Here is a 22,600-nt window from a genome sequence, read left to right on the forward strand (position 1 = left end):
CAACTCATCTGTCCTCACCCTCCGTCATACAAAACATCAAGCTGCAAATCAGAGCCCCAGGACCTGGGTCCATAAGCCTCACTATTGCCCAAATAGACACCCAAAGTTTGATTGACCTACTACGAGGCCTACAATGATACCCATCAATCACATCTGGCTATCCACCGCGCCCATGGACATGCGATGTGGCAGCGGCAAACTACTGGCTCACATCATCACCCAGCACCAAGGCATCCGCCCTCACTGTGCCTACCTGTTTTACAACAAAACAGGCACACGGCTGAAAGTATTCATTCATGACGGACTTGGGGTTTGGCTTTGCAGCCGTCAGCTAGACGACAGCAAGTTTCATGGCTTAACCAAACCACTCACCCCCACTCAAACCGGCATCAGCATCAACCGTGAGCAATTTAATGCCTTAATCAGTGGATTGCCTTGGCGTAACATGGGCAAAGATACATTGACCCCCATCCTATAAATACCCGATGACAGGCAAATAAAACTCTGGCAACATAGCACCATGACTGTTGCCACTCTATCCGACTTATCGAAAGACCCCATTTACGCCGAGCTCCTGGTGAAAATCCACCTGCTTGAACAGCGTAATGAGCACCTGCAACAACAGATTGTTCAAACAAACACGCGTCACGATCAACTACAGCAGCTCGTCAATAAAACCTTTGAGGAAAACCACAAGCTGTATCTAAAAGTACTGGAACTCATCGAAAAACAAAAGCGGCTTATTCACCGGCTCTATGGACAAAAAAGCGAAGGCATAACTGCCAGACAAACCCACTTAAATCAGGAAGCTGCGCAAGAAGATTTATCTGCACTAGAACAAATCCGAGATGACTACCGCCACGACTTAACCCAAGATCAGCTTGCCAAGCTACCTGCTATCGATCCTATCCAGACAGAAATGCTCATCGGTGAGAGCGACCTTGAACCAAGCACACAGATCACTGACGGATCGCTACCCTCAGCCACTGATCAGCCTAAAAAAGCAAAGCGTGCTAAATACACGATTATTCCTGACAACCTTGAGGTTAAAACTCTGGTTCATGAACCACTCACCACCGTTTGTGACTGCGGCTGTCAAATGAAGCGAATTGGGGAGGATAAACAGGACAAACTTGGACTCATCCCCAAGCAGTTTTATATTGAGCGACACCTCTATCCAAAATGGGTATGCCGTGAGTGTGACATCATTCATCAAGCGGCTGCACCCAAGCAAATCATTAACAAGAGCATCGCCACCCCTGAGCTGCTTGCTCACATTCTCATGAGTAAGTATGCAGACCATCAGCCTCTATATCGGCAGAATATTATCTATAAGCGAAGTGGGGTAAATATTCCCGATGCCACCATGGCAGACTGGGTGGGACGCTGCGGCGTCGCCATGGCACCTTTAGTGAATCGCTTGCATGAACTATTACTGTCTGAGCCTATCTTACATGCCGATGAAACACCGGTGTCTATCATGAAAAACCCTGTGAAAGCCGGCAGTAAATCATTAAAGAAAGGCTATGTTTGGGCGTATCTCACGCCACAGCACGGTGCATTAAAAGCGGTGGTGTATGACTTTGCCCAGAGCCGTCGTAATGAGCACCCTAAAGCCTTTTTAGACAAATGGCACGGTAAGCTGATTTGCGATGATTACAGCGGCTATAAGTTTTTATTTCATCAAGGCGTGAGCGAAATCGGTTGTATGGCCCATGCACGGCGTAAGTTTCATGAATTGCACGTTACTGGACAAAGTGTTATTAGCATTGACGCATTAGCGTTATTCGGGCAGTTGTATGCGGTTGAACGTGAGATTGATGCGCGATTTGAAAAAAACACACCCCCAATACCAAGAGATCCCCAGATAGTCCGGCAAATCAGGCAAGAGAAAGCCAAACCGATTGCGGATAAGCTGCACCAATGGTTACAAGAAAAAAGACAGTTAACCACTAAGAATGCCAGTATTACTAAGGCGATTGATTATTGCCTAAAACGTTGGCAGGCGCTGACTCAGTATCTAGATGATGGCAGGCTGCCGATTGATAATAATTGGGCGGAAAATCAGATGCGCCCGTGGGCACTTGGGCGTAAAAACTGGTTGTTTGCCGGTTCGCTACGAAGTGGGCAGCGTGCTGCGAATATTATGTCAATCATTCAATCCGCTCGCTTAAATGGTTTGGATGTGTCTGCCTATTTGACAGACGTGCTAAGACGCCTGCCTATTCAAGATGATCTAGATGAGTTGTTACCTCATCGCTGGGTGCCATCGCAATAGGGGATGGTCGGATGCTTACTTTTTTATGAGTATATCTAATTATATATAGCGTTAGTCTCTTCATAGACCACTTGAAATAGACTGCTATAATGAGACTACATAGAATCAAGTCAAAATAAAAAGGCAATTATGACCACATACATACTCGACACTGAAACGACAGGACTCATTGAACCACATATGACTGAGGCCGCTTACTCTATTGTTGATATCATCAATGGTAAAGTGACTGTGTTGCAAGCGCCAAGAGCGAAACGCTTTAACCCTCTCAAAGAAATTAGCTTGGGATCTATGGCGATATCCCATATCTGTGATGAGGATGTGATAGATGAGCCACCTCATACAGATTTTAGGCTGCCTAACAGTGTTGAGTACTTGATTGGCCATAATATTGATTTTGATATGGCGGTTCTGAAAAATGCTGGCGTGACCCATGAGCCTAAGTTAATTTGTACCAATGCAATGGCGAACTTCCTTCTTCCTACATTGGAGAGCCATAAGCTAGTATCACTGCTCTATTACTTCCATAGAAATGTGGCGCGTGATCAAGCAAGACATGCGCATGCTGCTATTGCTGATATTCACTTCACTGAGCTGGTGCTTTGTAGTTTGATTGATTTGGCTAATAGCCAAGGTCATGTCATAGCTGATGCGGAGAGCTTATATGAGTTTAGTCAAATGGCACGCGTACCCACGCACTTAAGTTTTGGTAAGCATAAAGGTGAGGCTATCGCAGATTTGGCTACCCATTCGGATGGTACTGGATATCTGAAGTGGTTGCTGAAACAGGATGGTATTGATCCCTATTTAGCTCAAGCTTGCCAGCAAGCACTAGAGTCAGTATAAATACATAAAACCGGGATACGAATTGTTTTTAATGAAATTTAGTTTGCCAAGTTTAACTCTATGGTTTCTTTAGAATAGATCACTAGTCATATAGATGAAAACTACATCCAGATATTCTAATTAACTATCGGTACGCAGTCTCTTTTTTAACGATCGTTAGCTTAGCTTAATGCCTTCAAGTTCTCACAACCTTCTTGATTACCATTATTACAAGCTTTTCGGAACCAGTATTTTGCCTGAGCTTCATTTTGGGTAGCGCCTTCTCCATAATAATAAAGTAGTCCAAGGTTTTTTTGAGCAATAGCTTCTCCTTGATCAGCAGCCTTTTTGTACCAATAGAATGCTTTATCATAATCTATAGGTACACCCTCTCCCTGATAATAAATTCTTCCCATATTAATCTGAGCTGCCGCTCTACCTTGATCGGCAGCTTTTTTCATCCAGTAAAGTGCTTTCTCAAAATCTTGAGGTACACCTTCACCTGTAGAATATCTCATCCCAAGATTAGTTTGTGCAGGAGCATACCCTTGCATAGAGGCTTCTTTATACCAATAAAATGCTTTTTCATAATCTTGACGCACACCTATACCATTTCTATAGTTATATGCAAGATTATGTTGAGCTACCGGCTCACCTTGTTGGGCAGCTTTTTGATACCATTCATTTGCCTGATTATAATCTTGGATTACACCTCTTCCATTTTGGTAAGCCAAACCTAGATTGGCTTGACCTCCGGCATATCCTTGATCAGCAGACTCTTGGAATAACTTAAAAGCCACATAATGATTTTGAGGTACACCTTTACCATCTTTATACGCTATCCCAAGATTATTTTTAGCGCCAGCGTTTCCTTGTTGCACTGCTTTTTTATATAATTCAACCGCTTTGCCACTATCTTGCCGTACACCCTTTCCTTCTGCATAAGCTACTGCAAGATTATTTTGTGCTTCTGCATAACCTTGATTAGCTCCTTTCTGAAACCATTCAACTGCCCTGCCATAATCTTTACGCACACCTTTCCCAATGTAATACATATTGCCGATACTAAATTGAGCGGGAGCATATCCTTGATTAGCCGCCTTTTGATACAACTCAACTGCTTTGTTATAATCTTGAGTTACACCATCCCCAATTTCATACCTCAGACCAAGATCAGTTAGCGATGCAGCATCACCTTTATCAGCCAATATTTTTGTGATCTCAATATCAGATGCCACAGCTGATACATTCATTACAAACGACAGGCTCAAAACCACCAGTCCATAAACAAGCGTCTTTTTCATTATTTGCATGGCGGTATTATTCCTAAGGAGTGTTTTGATTAAATATCAATAGGGTAGTTTTTCATAGACGGTATAATCAAAACTGTGGTTGATTATAAAAATCAGCAGCACCTTACTCTACTATAGCTTTCAGCAGTGCATCTCTTGCATCTTGATAGAACTGTATATCTATCTTGGTAGCCATATCATCTGACAAGTCATACAGCTGACGCCTGGCTGTAACCGGCATAAGTAGCACACTAGCACCCTTTTCTACTGCTAGTTCGGCAATATTGACCGCATTGGTGACAGGTTCAATAGAGCCACCCAGATTTATCTCTCCTATCAATATAAGACCGCCTTTTACTGACTTCTTTAGTATACTACTACACATAGCAACTAGCGCTGCCACACCAATCCTAGAGCCTTTTTTAGCTGCATCAAAAGCCCTCAGTTGTACTGTGAACTCATGAGCTCTAGGGTCACGATCACCTATGAGCTGCATGGAGCGCGCGTAGAGATTCTGTTCAGCGTAACGCAAAGACTCCTTGAACGCAGCAGGAGCTGGATTGTTAAGAATCTTCACACCAGAGCCTGGCCCCTCGTTTACCTCGATACGATACAAACCAGCATTATCATCAATCTCAGACCCGCCTTCACTAATAGTCCAAACCTGTCCTGGTTCTAAGGGATCATCACCTATTTCGTTATTCGCTCGCAACTCTGCGGTGGCAACAAACTTTTCAATCCCATCATCACCAATGGTGTAACTGAAATGGGTATTGCGAAACTCAGCAGCACCAACGCGCTTCTGTTGCTCCTTCACCCGGCGACGCACTTCAAGACCTAAACGAGTGGCCCATTCCAAGTCTTCATCAGACACACTAAGTTCGGCATCTGGATACATTAATTTTAGTAGTCCTGATACTGTTTTATTAACCGCATTGCTATCACGGCCACTGAGTGCACCACCTAAATACACACGGTTCTGCATAGCAGATACACGACTTTGAAAACGCAGGCGAGTCATGCATTCAGAAAAGAAGTCACTAACCAGACCAAAATGATCCGTAGTCAGCTCTTTACTCATTTTTGGGACATCCCAGCCCGGTAGATAGCAATGAATACGATCCATCCATGCGGTATCATCACGCATTTCTGCAGGTAAAGGACCAAATAAGTGACCAACACGTTGTTGGTGCTCTACGTCCACATCAAAGTTTCCTACGAATACCAATGAGCCATCTGCACGAATACTTTCCTTACCTCGGCTAAACTCACCTGACTCCATGTAGCCTTTCATGATATTGACGCCTTCTTTGGTATCGAAGGATATTCCGCTGACTTCATCAAAACAAACCACATCGTACTGACACACTAAACCACGCTGCCCACTAGCATTGTTCACAAACATCTTAGCAATTGTCGCCTTACCACCGGAAATCAGATGAGCATAAGGTGATATCTGCTGAAACAAGTGGCTCTTACCTGTGCCACGCGGTCCCAACTCAACCATGTTGTAGTTACGCTCAACGAATGGCACCATACGCAGTAGGATGGCATCTTTAGCCCGTTGTGATAAGGCGCTTGGCTCCAAGCCGATGGAGCGAATTAAAAAATCACGCCATTCATCACTAGTATAGTTTTTGCGAGCTTCAGTCATCACATCTAGCACATTGCGCTTGGACATTTGAATGGGTCGTAGTTCAGCTATACCAAAAGCATTACCTTTTTCTTCTGCGATAATACTATCGTATTCCAGCGTTACCTCAGCATAAAACCCGCCTGTCAAAAGACGCTCATTGTCATCAACAATCTTGTCCGGAATACGTACTTTATTAAGGTTTAAACTAGGTAAGCTGGCAAGGTAACCATTCTCTTTTTCGACAAACTTAACACTGACGATATCAATAAGTTTGGCTGATCCGTCCTTATAGGCACGTGCCTTAAACAACTCTTCCTCTCCTGCACGTACTGTTCGTGAAGACAGCTGTCGCTGGACAATCTCAAGACCTTCTTCTATTTCATCTGGGTCTGTTGATGCGCAATAACGACCGAGCATAAACTCAACCACATAAGTGGGTACAGGGAACTGGCGTGCAAATGTACGGACAAGATCCTTACGAACGATGTATCCTTCAAAAAAATCCGCAGCCTTTTGATCCAGTGCATCTAATTCCACTTATACGTCTCCTACTAATGTTGGTTTTTTTGCTAGCACATTGCCATGTTCGTCTAACAGCACAAGAACGGCGGAGGTATCTTCATACTCATCATCTACCATGAGCGTGCATTTGCCTTCTTTAAGTGGTTTACGCTTACTAATCTCAGAGTCTGGGTTAGCCGCATGTATGCGTAGTACTGCAAAAATCCCATCAGAGTCGCTATCAGCTTGCACTCTGCACTGCAATCCAAGCCAGCGCAACTCAGATAGGATCGCTGTAATCGTTGGTTTAGCGGCTGAGGCTGAGCTTTGTTTATTAAGAATCTCAATCACTGGTGTCAGGCACTCCTGTAAACTCAAACCACCATGATCATAATACAAGCCAGCCTTGAAGCAAGAAACTCCTGGTGCCATAGCAATACTCACTTGGCTGTTCCAATACCAACCTACTTGCAAATAGCCACTGGCAACTGAATCTTTAATTACTGCACATCGTCCCCAGCGAGTTTCTGTTAGATGTTTAGGTAGCTCTACCTTTGGCATAGTTTCAGGAGTCAACATCCACCCATGATCAGTGACGATTCTAATTTTACGCCATCCTGCTGCCAGCAGTTCTTCAATACGCTCAACTATTTCATCTAATAAACTATCAACTCTTCCTGCAAGCTTAAGACCTCGTACATGACCTTCCTTATCTATGTCACCGCTTTGTACCCAGGCATTAGATGCCGGATCTCCTGAATCACCCTCTTCAAGATAGAGCCAGCCTTTCTCTTTCAGAAACTTTCTTAAGTAATAAGCAGAGAAGTCTTTATTGTCATCCAACAAGCTTGGCTCGAAATCACGGTCAGTTTCTCTACCGGTTAAACGATCGTGTACTGGTGTAACAGCAGCTTTAGCTGTTGCAGTAACTGAAGGCAATGCCGCCCAATTAGTGGTAAACCCAACCTCTCCCATTGGCTCTAACTGTTTAATAAGACGCTGTGCCAAGTCATAACGTAGGCCATCAACAAAAAACACTACTTCTCCCGCAGCAGCATAATCAGCTGTCGCTTTGTTGAATTGAGTTGTACCGGGATAACCTTTCTCTTTTACTAAACTTTGGAAGTTATGCGTAACCTCATCTAGCCAAGGCGTATAGATAAGCGCAAGCAATTTTTGTACTAAAGCTTGCTGGCTAGGCACTAAAGGATAAGCCAATGCTTTAAGGGTTAGGTCATCCGCCTGCCAATATTTATCACGGTATAACGTAGCCATCTCTTCAGGGTCAGTGCCAGAAAAACACTGCTGAGTGAGGCTTGCAACACCACTCAAACACTTCAGCACACCAGCCAGCGGAGCCATATCTAACTTAAACCAAATCCATTCTCGGCGTTCGGCATGATGCTCTTCTAGTGCAGCTATCTTCTGACGTATATCAACTGAGTTAAGTGTTTGTAGCTGAGATAATGATTTCTCTAAAGCAGATTCTTCAGTTTGGTTTATAACTGGGTAACTTGCACCATCAGCAACAAGATCACCTTGCACCTTTAGCAATAGTTTTGGCAAAGAAGGGTAATGATGGCAGGATTCAACATAACGCTGCCAAACGCCCTCCCAAATTCCCTGACGTTGGCACAACAGCTCAGCGGCTGTCAGTTCACCATCTTGCTCAGGATTAAAATGATATTCAGTTTCACAAATACCGACTAATGCTTGCCAGCGCGCTTCATCCCAGCGCTCACGGCAAGTTTTTTCATCATTCATCCAACTGAGTAAATCACGAACTGGATCACTGGACACTAGCTTATTAAAGTCTGAAGCCTCAAGACGACGATTCGCCAGATCTTCACGCTTGCTTTCAAGAATCTCATTTAGTACACGTAACATCGCCTGCTGGCTTTTATCATCCTTAGCGACATCAAGACCAACACCACCGTTATCGGAGGTCAGAAAAGCATTTACGGTCCAATCACGACCAGAGTTATTATAAATCCACCAGCTACCACGGTATTGCAGTTCAGCTAGAGGCATCAGCGCTTCAGGACACGTAGCAATGGCTCGCAAGTCTCGGCGCTCAATGCCTGGCAAGTAAACGATAGGAGTACGATCAGTAGGAAGTTCGATCTCTGAAAGAGCACCATCAACAACACATTTAATCCAAATAGCAGGACCTGTTTTTTGTTTAGGTGCATAATCACCCAGAACAATCAGCTCAGGCATAGCGGCTTGCAGTAACGGTAATGCTGACTCCCAATGGCGCTGCTTATCGATCCAAAGAATCACACTGGGAGCTACTTGAACATTCGAGTTGTAGTTAGCGCTGGCACGTACTTCTTTGGCCAGTAAATCAATAAGTTTCATAATATTCCTATAAATGGACAAACAAGTATTGCTATGAGCCTACTGAGCAGCTGTAGTCAATATCGTCAGTGGATACTTCTCCATCACCTCAGCAACCAACCTGTTAGTCCGAACTTCAATCTGTTGCACAGACCAGCTGTCTTGTGTAATCAGCGACTCGTTTAAATACAGTCCGTTGTTATAGCCGACCTTACGTCCTTGGCTGTCCATTCGGTTTTTCTTATCTTCAAAACTTTTATTACCCAGCGTGCTGTTATAACCTGAGATAGTCAAATTCCCCAAGCAGTGCACATAAGACTGACGATACTCTTCAGCAAGCTCTGCATCGCCATTGGCAATCATCTTAACCCAACTGGTCGGTATGTTATCGCCTTGGGGGAAAATATGTTCAATAGTCCAGACATACTGTTTGCCTTTAAGCGCCCATAGATTAACTTGAGTCTCACGAGTCATACGGCTCTCTTCTAGAGCACACAAAACAAAACGACAGACTGCTTTATTATCTTCGTAAATAGGCCCTTTGAGACTCTTCTCAAACTGCTCATCACTAGCGCTTTCGGTTTTGAGTCTAGTTTGAATATGCCTAACCACCTCATCACCTTCTAACATCATAATACTTTCAACCACATCCATAAAAATACGTGTGAGGTCTCGGGTTGGTGGTAAGTCAGTTGCGTTGCGACGAACGAAGTAGGAAATTAGGAATTCTACTGTTTGCTCTAAGTGAACTTCTTGCAGTTTCAGATCAGTCTTACACTCAAATAGTACCATCAGTAGTAGATAAGCTGGTGTACCTTGAATACGATCTAATGAGAGTAATAGAGAAGACAGTTTAGACTGATCGGGCACATCGCGATAGCTCACAATCTGCGCATAGTGCTCAGACATACGAATCATTGTATGCAGAAAACCTTCAGCATCTCTGGCTATTAGCTTTTCATATATTTTGATCAGATTTGACTTAGTGGCCACTGGTACAGAGACTATCTGCTTTAAACTGGGCTTAAAAGCATTGTAATATTGACGGAAAAACCGCTCTTGTACTGCATAGTCATCGCCTAAAGCATCGATCACTTTTTTCCAACGATTATATTGTTTATCGATACTGCCTTTATCTTGAGATTCTAATACAGCCAGTAGCTTATTCTTGATAAGGTCGATAGCGGTAAGTGGCACACCACGATTATTTAGGGATTCAAATAATGTGTAGGCATCAGAAGTGCTTGCTACTTCAATCTTCACCAAAGTTGCTGTATTTACTTTTTCAAGCAACCCTTGAAGCTTAGTAATCGGGTCATCACTATGCTCAAGGTATAGGTTAATGCGAGAAAGAAAATGTCGGTACGCTTTAAATACTCGACGATTACCAGCATTTGCAACCGTCTCTATATCTTGAAGAACACCTATATTATTCAGTACTGAAAAATAATCTTGCTGATTATTATTTTGTACTTGAGGTATCAAACGTGGTTGATTTGGCATTTTCTTCAAAACCAGTTTATGCCTTAGATTATAGAGCTCCATCTGCTGATCCATAACTAGATTCGGCTGCTTACTGAAAACATCATAAATCGCAGCCAATAAAATCGATATCGTCGTCATACGTTGTTGACCATCAACTAGCTCAAGCTCTTGCACTGCAAGGGCATCCTGAGATTGATTGATACAGATAATGGAGCCCAAAAAATAATGGAGTTCGTTATCTAATAAGTCATCGAGCAGTGCATCCCACTGTACACGACTCCAAGTGTATTCACGTTGATAGCGTGGAATAGCATAAACAACGCCGCTTTCAATATCGAGCAGGGTAGAAACTGGGTAGTTATAAACGGACTTAATCATAATTCAGTAATCATCTTAGAGGTTGTTATATAGTCGTTAAGGTATTTTTCAAAAGAAAATTCTCGGCTCTCTATTTGCTGTGAAAAATCATTAATCCAATCACCAGCTTTACGCTGGTACCCATCTATCCTATTTTCAGGAGACATTACTCCAACTGGCTGACTAGCATAATCCATCAGCACATTCAAAGCAGCATAGCCTTGCTCACCCAGAGCGGAAAAATAGTCATTAGTAAGCTGATCTATAGCGTTACGAAACAGAGTTAGCTCTTTAATTTTGTTTGAGCTGATAGAACTCTTAGGATTTAGCTGAACACCAAATACCTTACATGCCAGCGGCAACATCCAACGCCTAGGAACGTGAAAACGTTCAAGATTTCTTAACTGATTAACGAACTCAATTTCAAGCTCTTTAATTTCTCCAAGATTCTCATGCCAGCGAAGCATAATGTCATGCAATTGCTTAGTATGTGCAAAACTAATTTCTACACTCTTACTCTCAAAAATCACTTCATTGAAATTGGTCAGACGACAGAAACCTATCTCAAAACGTAGTCTATGCGTTCGATTATAACTATTGGTAATACGGATAAAAGGTATCCATTGATCATCTTTCCATGGCTCAAAACCCCTTTCTTTATGTATCAAGTCTATGTGACAAAAAGAGCGTGTTTTAGGCATTATTATTTTTAAACAAGCCATATCAGCTAATGATGTGAAGTTGAATACTGTCTTTAATGCCTCTGCTGCTAGCTCATATGCTTGCTGGTTAGTCACTAATTTATAATTCTCAGTCACTACCGCAAAAACATGGTCGCTTTCACTCTCTACTACTGCAAAATGACGCGGCAATGCATGATAACCAAATAAGTCTCCACTCTGCTGAGATGATTGTATAAATACAGGTTTCAATTCGACAGGAAAAAACGCCACTGTTGGGTCATAGTCGGGCCAATTATGCTTCATTTATTCAATCCCCTGCTGCTGTTTATCAATCCAAAGAATTACACTGGGAGCTACTTGAACATTCGAGTTGTAGTTAACGCTGGCACGTACTTCTTTGGCCAGTAAATCAATAAGTTTTATGATATTCCTTGAAGTCAGATAATAGTGCAGTTTCCTACAGCCAACGTTTCTAAATGATTCAAACAATCGTCAAAGAATAAGTATTTTTTTCGTATAATATCCAACCCCACATCTAAGGAAGTAAGCCCATCTCACTTAAGAAGCGTGATGGTTTTTTATTCCAGCCATTGTATTTATTTGCATAAGTCATGGTTAAGGTTTGCTTAGTTCTTGTAATAGCAACAAAACAGTTTCTTCGTTCTTCCTGCATTTCATGACTATCGCTTTCCTTTTTTATTGCATGAAAAGAGGGAAGCTGATCTTCAGATAAACCAACTAGAAATACATGTGAAAACTCCATACCTTTGGAGGCATGAATTGTAAAGCAACGTACAGCTGAGGAAGATGGTTCCGGTGTTTTATTCGCTAGCGCAATTTCTTGTAGCAACTGACCCAAAGACAGCTCTTTAGCCTCATCAGTTCCCCCCAGCTCCATTACTATATTGTCCCAGACTTTCACTTCTTCATAGTACTCTGCAAACTCTTCACTTCCTTTGCCTTCTTCACTTTCACTGACTTCTTTTGATAGTCTATTAAATAAATTAAAAGCTCCTGCTATAAATAACGAATGTTCATTCTTTAAAATAGGACCAAGCAAACCAAGAAACAACTTTGCTTGATCCTTCTCAATAGTTACTAAAGAGTTAGAAAAAGCTTGTAGGTAGTCACCATTGGTTTCGGCAGCCATTACAGCCAATTCATTTGGCATAACCTCTATGCCAAAACAGTCAAAAAAAGCTTTTGTGAGTTTGGCGAGTATTTCTTGATCTGATCGCACAATTGACAGCTTTAGTGTTTCAATCATCAGTCTTAATGGAGCACTCTCAAAATTATTTTTTCTTTGAGGGACAAAACACTCAACATCAAGTTCACATAATGCAGCAGCAACGCTTTTCAAAAGCCTAGTATTCCTAGCAAGGACCACTATATCTGTTGGCTTGGAGCCAGTATTAAGCTTTCCTTGAATTCTCTTAGCAACTCCCATCGCTTCTTCAGTATCATCGCAAAACTCATGCACACAGACTGGTGTGATATCTTTAGGATCATGCATCGCACGCAATGGTTTTTTATCAGCTAATCTTGCAGTGTTATGAGAAATAAGATTATTAGCAAGCTCAACTACTTCTGCAGGGCATCTATAGTTTTCAGGTAGCTGTATTTGTTTTAAATCATAATCCTCTTTAAGAATTTCAATTCTTCTTGGACTCGCTCCATTCCATTGATAAATGATTTGATCGTCATCACCAACAATAAATAAATTTGATTTTTTCTCAGGAGATAAAGATCGTAGCAAAGCGTATTGTGAATTATTGGTGTCTTGAAACTCATCAACACAAATATATTTGTATACATTTCTAAGCTGTCGAGCCAACCGCGGACGTTCACGCAATATTTGCTCACATAGGTAAATTATTGCTCCGTAATCTAGTGCGTTTTGTTCGCATAGACTTGCTTTGTAAGCTTTAAAGATATTGGTCAGCTGTAGCCCCACAGCTGGGTCCCTAATAAGGCTGGACACTCTTTCATCAGGTACAAGCTCTTTGAATAGATACTCAATGGCATCAAGTACTTTTTCTGCTGATAAGAAGGCTGAATAATCTTGGTCATTACTGGATATTATTTTCTTGATAATAGAGATTTGTTCTTCTTTATCAATAATCGAAAAGTCTGGTGTTAAGTGAAAATGACTACCATGCTGCCTTAAAATATCAGTTGCAAAAGAATGAAAGGTAGATAAGTTAACTTTGTTTTGTGCATCTGGGATTAAGGCGAAAAGCCTATCACGCATCTCAATAGCCGCTTTCCTAGTAAATGTCAGACAAAGTATTCGGAACGTATCATTTTTACTTTCGTCAACTAACCTGGCAACCCTTGAAATTAGCGTCTTGGTTTTACCTGAGCCAGGCCCAGCCAAAACAAGCAAAGGACCATCATCCCATAAAGCCGCTACCTCTTGACTTGGGTTGAGGTCTTCTAAGTACTTCATAGTTTTCTCCTGCCCAAGGCAGCCGCTTTATAAATTGCAAATCTAAATATTTTAGGAACTTTTTCAGGATTACTGATCATGTCCGTTACTACTGCATGTGCTGCACCAGGCTTTCCATTTTTTGGTAAACACTGAGCTATCGCTGCTGCGTAATCGGGTGATTCAGGTGATTCTGTTACATTTCTGAGTTTCTGTTCTGAAGCATCATTTTTATAAATTTCAAGGAACCCATTTTTACATAAAAACGGTTCTACTGGCTCCCCATCAGGTAAAACCCCAACATGATGATGCTGATGCTGATTTGGTTGTAGTAAACTTTTAGCTTTACCTATATTTCTCTGTCCAGCATCATCGCCATCTGAAAAAACATACCAAGCAATACCTAATGAATTAGCAGCCTTTAAAAATACTGACAAATCGCTTTGCGCATATTCGACCAGCCTAACCCCGTGCTGCTCTAAGTCAAAACCTAAAGCTTTTGCAGCTCCAGACAATAAAATAATATCTGTTTCACCCTCGACCAGAATCCATGCTTTAGCAAAAAACAATTCCCCGCGGGTTCTACTCACCCAGTATTCAAACTTTTGTAGCTGATTGGCCTTAAATAAGCCCTTAGGTAATTGCCCTACTTTCACAACACCACCCGCACGATAGAGCCTACGAATGGAAAATGGATCTACTTCTGATAATAGATCACCAGAATGGGTTGCTATCACTTTTTGGCCATTAATTTTGCTAATAGTTTTCCACAATGCGCGTATAGCTGTTGGGTGTAAGTGCGCCTCTGGCTCTTCAAGCGCAACAATAGGTCTAGACTCATGAATACCTTGCTTTCTGGCAAGATCAGATTGTAAAAATGCGTCGAAAAGCATCAATACTGTCAAACTTTGTGTGCCTTCACCATGTCTAGCGATAGGTAATCTAGCGCCTGTTGCTGAAGAGATATTTACCTGGGTTCGACTTAACATATCAAAAATGCGCGCAGGTATAGCATCAACACTCACTACATCATGGTCACCTACGGACACCAAGTCCTGGACCTTGGAAAGATGCAACTGCACATCTTTGAAAGTTTCATGCGCATCGATGATTTTTGAATTAATCTCAACAAGCTGTCTTTCTATTTCTTGTTTTTTTTCTGGAGTAATTTGTGAGTTTTTAACAAACGGGGACCAGAACTGTGCCGTTCGAGAAAACTCTTTCCCAGCATCTCTTAAAGCTGACAAGTAAAATAAAGGTCTTACTTGTTGCAGTGCAGCTAGCTTACCTCGACTTTTCCCAGTTAAAGCATTTCCTTCAGCATCAAGAAAATCAAAACTAGTTTCTATCTCTTGAGTGACTGAAGAGTACTCTGAAGTTACCTTTAATTGAACCCTGGCTGTATCTTGAGGTTCAATAAACATAATAATACCTGCGTCACCACCAAGCTGACGCTCAATCTCTTCGGACCACTCTGTTTCATTTTCTTCAAAAGTGAGTAGAATCTCTATCGGTTCTGCTGTTGAAGGGTCTGATGTACTATTTTCAAAATGAAAATCAAACTCGTCAAATACTATAGAGCGGCCACTATTCTTTAATGACTGTAAGCACGCACGTAAGGCATGAAGTATCGTCGTTTTGCCACTATTATTTTCTCCAATAAGCACCGTTATTTCATCTAACGCCAAACTCAATGATTTAATCCCGCGATAATTCTTAATGGATAAATGAGTTAACTGCATCTAACTACCCTTAGCTGTTTGTTTATCAGCCAATGTCAAATGATGATCATTAATCCGATCACCTTCTTTACCTTCATACTCTAAACCTAAGGTGTACCAAGGGGCAGACTCGACATCTTTACCACGGTCTTTGGTCCATTTTACATTAGGCTTCCAACGCAACACGCCAGCATCTTTTTTACCGACATCACGAGCTTTTAGAAATGGTCGGATATTTAAGCGAACACCATCATTTAAATCAGGATTCCAACCTATAGATTGCTCTGTTAATGACTTCCAGCGTACAAAAATATCGTAAGGTGCTTCGCCTTCAAGGATATCTTCGAGCTCACGCTTAAGTGCTTCAGCTGCTGCGAGACGTTCCTGGGCGCCATCTTCGCCACTAGACATACCGCTTTGCTGAGTGCGGATCCAGTCACCTAGATAAGTATAGATAAGACGCTCCAGCCCTGCTTTGTCTAACATATGATAATTAACCAAAGCACTAAAACCATCGTTTAGGCCATCCCAGATGTGCCAAATAAAGGGGCGATGCTGAAACATCTTACAATGCTGCTCAAAGAACTTATCACGTAGCCATTGGTTGAGTGATTTTCCTTTTACCGTTTCCAGCAGGCGATTTTTTAGAGGTGTCGTCCAGGCTTCGCCATAGGCGGCTTGGAGTAATGCCTCTAAGCGCTGATCAGCAGCCTTCTCACCGCGCACTGCTGGCAAGCACACGATACCATCGTCATCAGTAAATTGGTTAAGCTCTTTGCTACGCTCAACCCACTGTCTTTGTTCAACAGCTAACTCCATTTCAGTATCATTCTCAGCTGGCCATTGATAACCTAATAAACGAGCTACAGCGACTTGTAATACACTGTCATCAACTCGTAGTTCACCATTCGCAGTGCATTTTGTTTCTTCATCCCAAATCACTGAGCCACAGGGATGACCATGGAATATCCACTGGGTAGGATCATTAGTATATGGCTCTGGTAGTCCATTAGGGTACTGCTCTTCGGCTACTTTGGTCCAGTGGTCTAGGTCGAAAGGGACTTTCACTAATGTAGCATTAGTTACTTTTAATGACTGATCAATTTCACGTATTGCTTTATGATATTCATATGAACTACAAAAACACCATAGTGCTACATTAGCTTTATCATTTTTTGGAACAATGATAGCTGCATTATTATCAAAATGTGTACCTGTGTAGATAGCAGTAGACAGTTTTCCCATACTACTGATCATAACTCCTCTATTACTCCATGCATCTTGGCCACGCTTCCAATTTTGGACAGCATGATTTGTGCCTTTCATTTTTTCAGCTAACCGAAAAAGGGCTCCTTTAGCATTTTCCCATAGCAGTACTTGGCTAAGACCTGAAAAGTGTTTAGATTTCGAAACAGTTGATTGAAGAGGAACCCATGAATCAGTTAATTGTGGTTCCCACAAATACCTATAAAACCTTTCTCCATCACTAGTTAGACAGCCAGAATAATCTTGAGCAATTTTCGATAGATATACGCTTTTTTCTGAGTTATCTAGCGTAATCCTGGCATCCGGATTCTCTAACTGTTTTGCCTGCTTCACACTCTTCATATCATCAATCATAAGTAGTGCGGCCTTCTCAGCTGCAGTGCGTGGCTCGGACACATCTATCCCACAAATCCATTGTGGCGACTTAGTACTACTAAATAAATCGACTACATCATCACTTTTTTTCCCTTGACTTAAAGTGATTAGCTGTACATTAAAATCCCACATAGGTGTTTGAAAGGCTTTCGCTCCCAACCGTGCAATCAAATGCCACGTATCGTTAATCAGGAGTTTTTCACGAAATTTTTTATAACCACTTAGGAATAACCAATTCTGCGGTAAGACAGTACTTGTAGTACCCCCTACAATACAAAACTCTAGACAGCGCTCTAGAAAAACGGTTGCCAAATCACTTTTGCTAGCAGGATAATACTCTTCACAAAAATCTTTTAAAATATCGTTCTGTTTGCCAGAAGTGAGGTAGGGCACATTAGTCACTACCCAGGTGTATTGACTACCTAATAGTTCAGCCGCTTTTGCTAAACCTTGAGCCACAATCCCTGCTTCTAGTTGGTTTGTTTGCTCACTGCTATCAGATTGATTAGCCTTGCTTTGGTCTTTTGCTAAAGCCTCACCCAGCAGTTGCTGTAGCTCATCCCATTTAGCAATCTTTGTAGCATCACTACGGCGCGGGTTAATCAAACTACCTAACACTGGCGCATCCTGGAAGGTTTGATACATCCAGTCCAAAGCAATACTTAGGTTTTGCTTGCCAGCATTTCGGCTTAGCGCTTTCCATTCGTCTCTGGCAGCAGAAATAGATAGACCACTACAAGCCAAATGTAATTCTGGCAGACTACGATATCCACCACCATTTTTATATCGCCAAGCTTCTAACGCTAAGGCGAAAACTGCCAGCTCTACACAGCGTTGGTCTAGCTCAAGCCCATGTAAGTTTTCACTTAGCACTTTATCTATGGCTTGTTGTTCGCTGAGGCTCTCAAGCTGCATACGCATTGGCACAAGCATGAGGAATATAGCAACTAAGAAGTGACCTGATCCACAACAAGGATCTATAGCTTTAAATTCACTAAGCTCATCTGGCCAAGCATCGAAAGTGCCTGAGGCTGGTTGCCATATTTTGGTTTGTTCATCTTGTACGAAGCGTAAATATTCAAGTGATACGCCTGGAATAGCGGCTTTATTGCGTAGTTCTTGTTCACTGCTGGCATGTTGCCAGTCACTTTCAGTCAGTCGCTTGCCAGCCCACCAAGCGCCCAAGGCATTATCTAATAAAAAGCTCACCATGTATGGTTCAGTAAATAACTGAGTCACTGGTGATAGCTCATCAGCACCAATTTTTACTTCAGACTTATTGACTTCATCTTTGCGCTTGCTTTGCCAGAACTGATAGACCCAGCCGAGGCTATCTTGCGCTTGGAATGTATCTAAAGATAACCCAGTGACTAGTTGCTCTAGATTACGCTGATGCTCGGGAGCAAACTCTAACTCAAACACTGCCGAGTCGATACGGAAAATCTGTGGCAACATCTTTGATGCTAGAACGCCTGCCAGCTCCCAACCACTTTCACAGCGGCGCTCTAAGTCATCACGAGCTGTATCAGAGTCTTGAGCCAATTCATTACACTCATCTAAGCTTAATGAAGTGTATTCGTCATACATAAGCAAGTTATTTTGCTCAAGAAATCGAGAAAATAACATGCGGTGCCAGTGCTCATAAGCAACTTCAGTGACCAGCTTATGAGTGGCTTGCTGGCCATTGTCTTTTTTAATATCGCCCAATTGACGACCGCGCGCACGCAAACGAGTGCGTAATTTGCGTTGTTCATCGCTTAAATAGTCAGCAGGCTTGGCATCGCCTACACCCAAACGATTGAGTGCTTGAGTTGCCGCTAGCTCAGCAATATCACGAGCTTTAATCACTGTCGCCTCTAATGTGCGACGCAAAGCCTTATCAAGAGGTTGTCGAATTGTCATCATTAAAAAGTCACCGGTCCATCACTAAGTTTATCAAGAATTTGAGTTTTAACTTTCGCTAGCCAGGTATTGACGTCTTCCTCTGTCTCAAAAGTCGCTCGTTGCAGAGCAATATACTGTACTTTAGGCTGCAATCTTCGTAACGCCTCCATGCGTGCATTATCAAACTTGCTGGCTAGAGCATCTGTACGGTCTCTCCATTGCTCTAGACTAACCTCATTCAGCGCATCGATAATTGCATCAGCATTATTTAGGGCGGGCTCATTAAACGTCGTTAGCTTGAACTTATTAAGAATCTCATTTTTCTGAGTATCATCTAGCTGCTGCCAATAGCTGTCAGCTTCCAACTGAGCCAAATTCTTGGTATGCTGTTCGAGGTAACTATCCACACGATATTGTACGGCTTCACGTAACTTATCAACCAATTGCTTACTAAGGCTAGTCATTGGATTAGGCTCGTCGAGTAATGAGCGATTGGCTTCGATGGCACTTACTTCGGCTTGGATATCAGCTTGGAATGACAGACCCTGACTTTGGTCTAATAAATCTTTTAACACAAACCAATCAGGTCGTCTCTTTTGAATCTTATCAGCAGTCTCAGCCCATTGTTGGAGTGACTGCTTGATGGCATCTTGCTCATCTAGAACATATTTAAGCTTGGCATTACCAGATTGCTGCGCAATCTCATCAAACAGACGGTAACTTGGGCGCTCAGGAAAAGGAGCATCACCACCTGCTTCTTTTGCCAATGTACGACCTTTATCTATTAGCAAATCTAGTTTAGCCGCTTCCTCACCAGGCTGGCACGCAATGCCGCTAGCATTCATTAAACCACGTATTTTAATCATATCTACTGGGCGAATAGTGATACTTTCTGGTTGAAAATTAGTTTGGCTGATTTGTTTACGTTCTAGCTCTTTTACAGAGATGGGATGGTTGCCATTACCTTTAGCAATGAGAATACCACTAGCCAATAATGCATATAGAGCGCCGTCGATAGTATCTTGCGGCCAACCATAAGGAGCGGCAGAAAAATAATCTCGAATCTCACTACCTTTTTTAGATACTCCTATGTAGCGTTTGATTTGTGCGCAAACTGGATGCTGCTCAGGCTCATCAGAGTAACCTATAGCTTCTAATGCATTCTGGCCGCCATCTTTGCGAGCTCGATCATAGACCTTACCCCATCCCGTATTATCAGCGACATCAAACTCACGATACAGACGAACTAAGGATGCTTTAGCAGCCGTCTCAACACGCTCTGCAATGCTATTACCTTCAACTTCACTACCACCGGCTTGCAATACTTGCACGCCAGCAAAAATCTCACTCAATAAAGCTTGGGCTTGCTTTTGTGCGTCACGATGGCGAGTTTCCATCGCACTACGAGCATCCGTACCTGCGTCAGTATTAGGAATGCCACGCTTCTCTAGTGTCGCAAATGCTGCATTCTCTGTAATGATTGCATTGGTCAACTCAGAGCGGTTACGCGCAGGGATATAAACAAATATTGTCGGCTCGCTAGGCTGACGACGACGGGCTTCGGATATAAAGCTTTTTTCATCAAGACTCCAACCGTCCTGTATCCAAACATAGACTTTTTCACTGGCATCGCTTGGCAGCTCTAAATCGAAACTAACAATCAGCTGACGCATCTCATTAGACTTACCTTGAGTCAATCGAATCTTGCTAATGTCCTGGCGGATAGATTTATGGAGCAGGTCAACACGTATATTTTCGACGCGCTGCATATTACCACGCAGATCTGCCTCCTCCTGACGTAGAGTGTCATACCACTGGGCACTTTCTTGCGTTTGCAGTCGGTATTCAGCGCCTATGCTAGTCTCCATAACCATCAGCAGACCTTCTTCAGTCAACTCTTTCAGTAACTGAGGCACGGCCGTACGGATCGCATCCTTGCCGTTATTAAAGTCTTCTATCAGTAAATCCGCAAGCATATCAGCGGTGGCTCTTACACCACAATCAGCTGCTGGATCAGTAGGCAGTTTCCCAATCAACAAGACCAAAGCGAGTATACGAGACTTGAGCTTGTCATCAGCATCACCCGCAGAAAACCGACCAATGGTTTCTGTGATTTCCTTAGAGATTACACCCGTCTGTAAAAGGTTTACTGAGATTTGATCATAGATAAAATCAGCTGGCACGACATGACCTAGTGGCTTGTCTGCTGTAGCCTGAGCTGCTTCGTGAATGACTTTGAGCTGATTGCGTAGCTGAGAAACTGTACCTGTTGTATCTACGATACGTAAGACCTTTTCCCAAAAACGCCGGCGTACCGGCAATAATGGATAATCAGCCAACAGAACTTTCTCATCTTCACGGTGATGTTCAATTTTCGTACCTCGTAATTGCCGAGATATTTCTCCTAGATGAGATTGCAGCATAGACTCTAGCTGGGGTTTAACCGAGGCTTTCTTCTGTAAGATGACTTTGCGGATAACGGACTCCACATCAGTATCAGATAACTGTACAGGGATCTGGAAGCGACCAAGCAAACGTTGTAAGTTTGCCATTCCCGACAATGCGCTTTGACCAGTGGCAACAAACAGCAATTTACTTTTAAATTTAGAATGTTTGCAGCACGTCTCAACCATCTCTTGAACTTGATGCGCTTTTTCAGCATCAGTGCCAATATATTGTTGTACCTCATCTAATACAATCAGAGTTAGTGGAAAGCTACCATCCGATGCCAGAGCATCATAAATTGCATCTACCATCTGTTGGTTAGTAATATCTGAGGCAATGGGATACTGTTCACGAAGAAGCTGACGCACCTCTTTGAAGTCTTCACCCAGCGTATTGTCTTCTTCAAGCAATGCTCCTGCGATACTACGAGAGACATAAAGATCTTCTAATTCGTCTTCCCAGCAATCTCCTTCATCTTCAACACGTGCTTTAATGCTTTCAAAAATGCCTTTCTTCTTGAGCCACATCACAAAACGAGCCTGATGATATTGTTCTGGGAGCCCGGCAGATTTGAATATGATATTTAGTAGCGCCATGCGCACATTATTATTTGCACCTGAGCCAAGAGTGCCGGATGCAGCGTGAAGACCTCCATATCGATTAGCCACACTACTTAGCTCTTTGAAGTGATCTGTAATTTCTAATGGGAGATCAGCAATATCTAGCGCGCTCATACCATCAGTGAATTTTTGGTTAATCCAAAAAGCCCTAAGCATTTTTGCCAGATGTGATTTACCGGAACCAAAAAAACCAGATATCCAAACTCCTGGCTGTTCATGATCGCTGTTTAAATTTCTCAGATATGCAGACAATATTTTATCTAGTCCAGCTTCATACTCACCATCACAGACAAATGTCTCAATCTCATAACGTAATGTTTTAAGAGCTTGATCAGACTGGTCATCCTTTACTTCCGCAACACCATTGTTTTCTAATCGGTTCAGCGTAGGATCTAACTGATAAATTTCACGGTTCAACATCATTGCAAACTCCATTACGCAAATTGCGCTAATCTAAATGAGAT

The 22,600-nt window shown here is 42.4% G+C and carries 12 protein-coding genes; 3 read left to right on the forward strand and 9 right to left on the reverse strand.

Annotated features, from left to right (window positions below):
- Nucleotides 1-133 precede the first annotated feature (133 nt).
- From tnpB to ACT3SX_RS04875, 3 genes are all read left to right on the forward strand, one after another.
- Nucleotides 134-478, forward strand: coding sequence for an IS66 family insertion sequence element accessory protein TnpB (gene tnpB, locus ACT3SX_RS04865; RefSeq protein ID WP_298870026.1), 345 nt, complete (start codon nucleotides 134-136; stop codon nucleotides 476-478).
- 42 nt (nucleotides 479-520) lie between these two features.
- A complete protein-coding gene (gene tnpC / locus ACT3SX_RS04870) occupies nucleotides 521-2,278 on the forward strand; it encodes an IS66 family transposase (protein ID WP_444761682.1) in 1,758 nt (585 codons plus the stop codon).
- Between the two features lie 129 nt (nucleotides 2,279-2,407).
- Complete coding sequence (locus tag ACT3SX_RS04875) at nucleotides 2,408-3,124, forward strand: 3'-5' exonuclease (protein ID WP_442074706.1); 717 nt, start codon at nucleotides 2,408-2,410, stop codon at nucleotides 3,122-3,124.
- 161 nt (nucleotides 3,125-3,285) lie between these two features.
- Here ACT3SX_RS04875 and ACT3SX_RS04880 read toward each other — a convergent pair whose 3' ends face one another.
- The 9 genes from ACT3SX_RS04880 to brxC form a co-directional block, all read right to left on the reverse strand.
- Nucleotides 3,286-4,416, reverse strand: a complete 1,131-nt coding sequence (locus tag ACT3SX_RS04880; RefSeq protein WP_444761683.1) for a tetratricopeptide repeat protein — start codon at nucleotides 4,414-4,416, stop codon at nucleotides 3,286-3,288.
- 103 nt (nucleotides 4,417-4,519) lie between these two features.
- The gene (brxL, locus tag ACT3SX_RS04885; RefSeq protein ID WP_442074708.1) at nucleotides 4,520-6,568 is read right to left on the reverse strand and encodes a protease Lon-related BREX system protein BrxL; all 2,049 of its coding nucleotides are present in this window, start codon (nucleotides 6,566-6,568) and stop codon (nucleotides 4,520-4,522) included.
- Nucleotides 6,569-8,893 (reverse strand): BREX-1 system phosphatase PglZ type B, encoded by a 2,325-nt coding sequence (pglZ, locus tag ACT3SX_RS04890; protein WP_444761684.1) that lies wholly within the window; start codon nucleotides 8,891-8,893, stop codon nucleotides 6,569-6,571.
- Nucleotides 8,894-8,932: 39 nt separating this feature from the next.
- Entirely contained in the window at nucleotides 8,933-10,735 is a 1,803-nt protein-coding gene (locus ACT3SX_RS04895; RefSeq protein ID WP_444761685.1) for a DUF262 domain-containing protein, read from the reverse strand.
- Nucleotides 10,732-11,700, reverse strand: coding sequence for a hypothetical protein (locus tag ACT3SX_RS04900; protein WP_444761686.1), 969 nt, complete (start codon nucleotides 11,698-11,700; stop codon nucleotides 10,732-10,734). Before ACT3SX_RS04900 ends, ACT3SX_RS04895 begins: the two co-directional genes overlap by 4 nt.
- Nucleotides 11,701-11,932: 232 nt before the next feature.
- Nucleotides 11,933-13,846 carry an ATP-dependent helicase gene (locus tag ACT3SX_RS04905; protein WP_444761687.1) on the reverse strand — a complete coding sequence of 638 codons (1,914 nt, stop codon included), beginning with the start codon at nucleotides 13,844-13,846 and terminating at the stop codon, nucleotides 11,933-11,935.
- On the reverse strand, nucleotides 13,843-15,567 hold the full coding sequence (locus ACT3SX_RS04910) for an ATP-dependent nuclease (RefSeq protein ID WP_444761688.1): 1,725 nt from the start codon (nucleotides 15,565-15,567) through the stop codon (nucleotides 13,843-13,845). Before ACT3SX_RS04910 ends, ACT3SX_RS04905 begins: the two co-directional genes overlap by 4 nt.
- Entirely contained in the window at nucleotides 15,568-19,092 is a 3,525-nt protein-coding gene (locus tag ACT3SX_RS04915) for an Eco57I restriction-modification methylase domain-containing protein (protein ID WP_444761689.1), read from the reverse strand.
- Nucleotides 19,092-22,559: a BREX system P-loop protein BrxC gene (gene brxC / locus ACT3SX_RS04920; RefSeq protein WP_444761690.1), complete on the reverse strand. Its 3,468-nt coding sequence runs from the start codon at nucleotides 22,557-22,559 to the stop codon at nucleotides 19,092-19,094. The genes ACT3SX_RS04915 and brxC overlap by 1 nt, the downstream gene beginning before the upstream one ends.
- Between the last annotated feature and the right edge of the window lie 41 nt (nucleotides 22,560-22,600).

The sequence above is a fragment of the Psychrobacter sp. AOP31-B2-9 genome, from assembly GCF_052378005.1.
Classification (GTDB): Bacteria; Pseudomonadota; Gammaproteobacteria; order Pseudomonadales; family Moraxellaceae; genus Psychrobacter.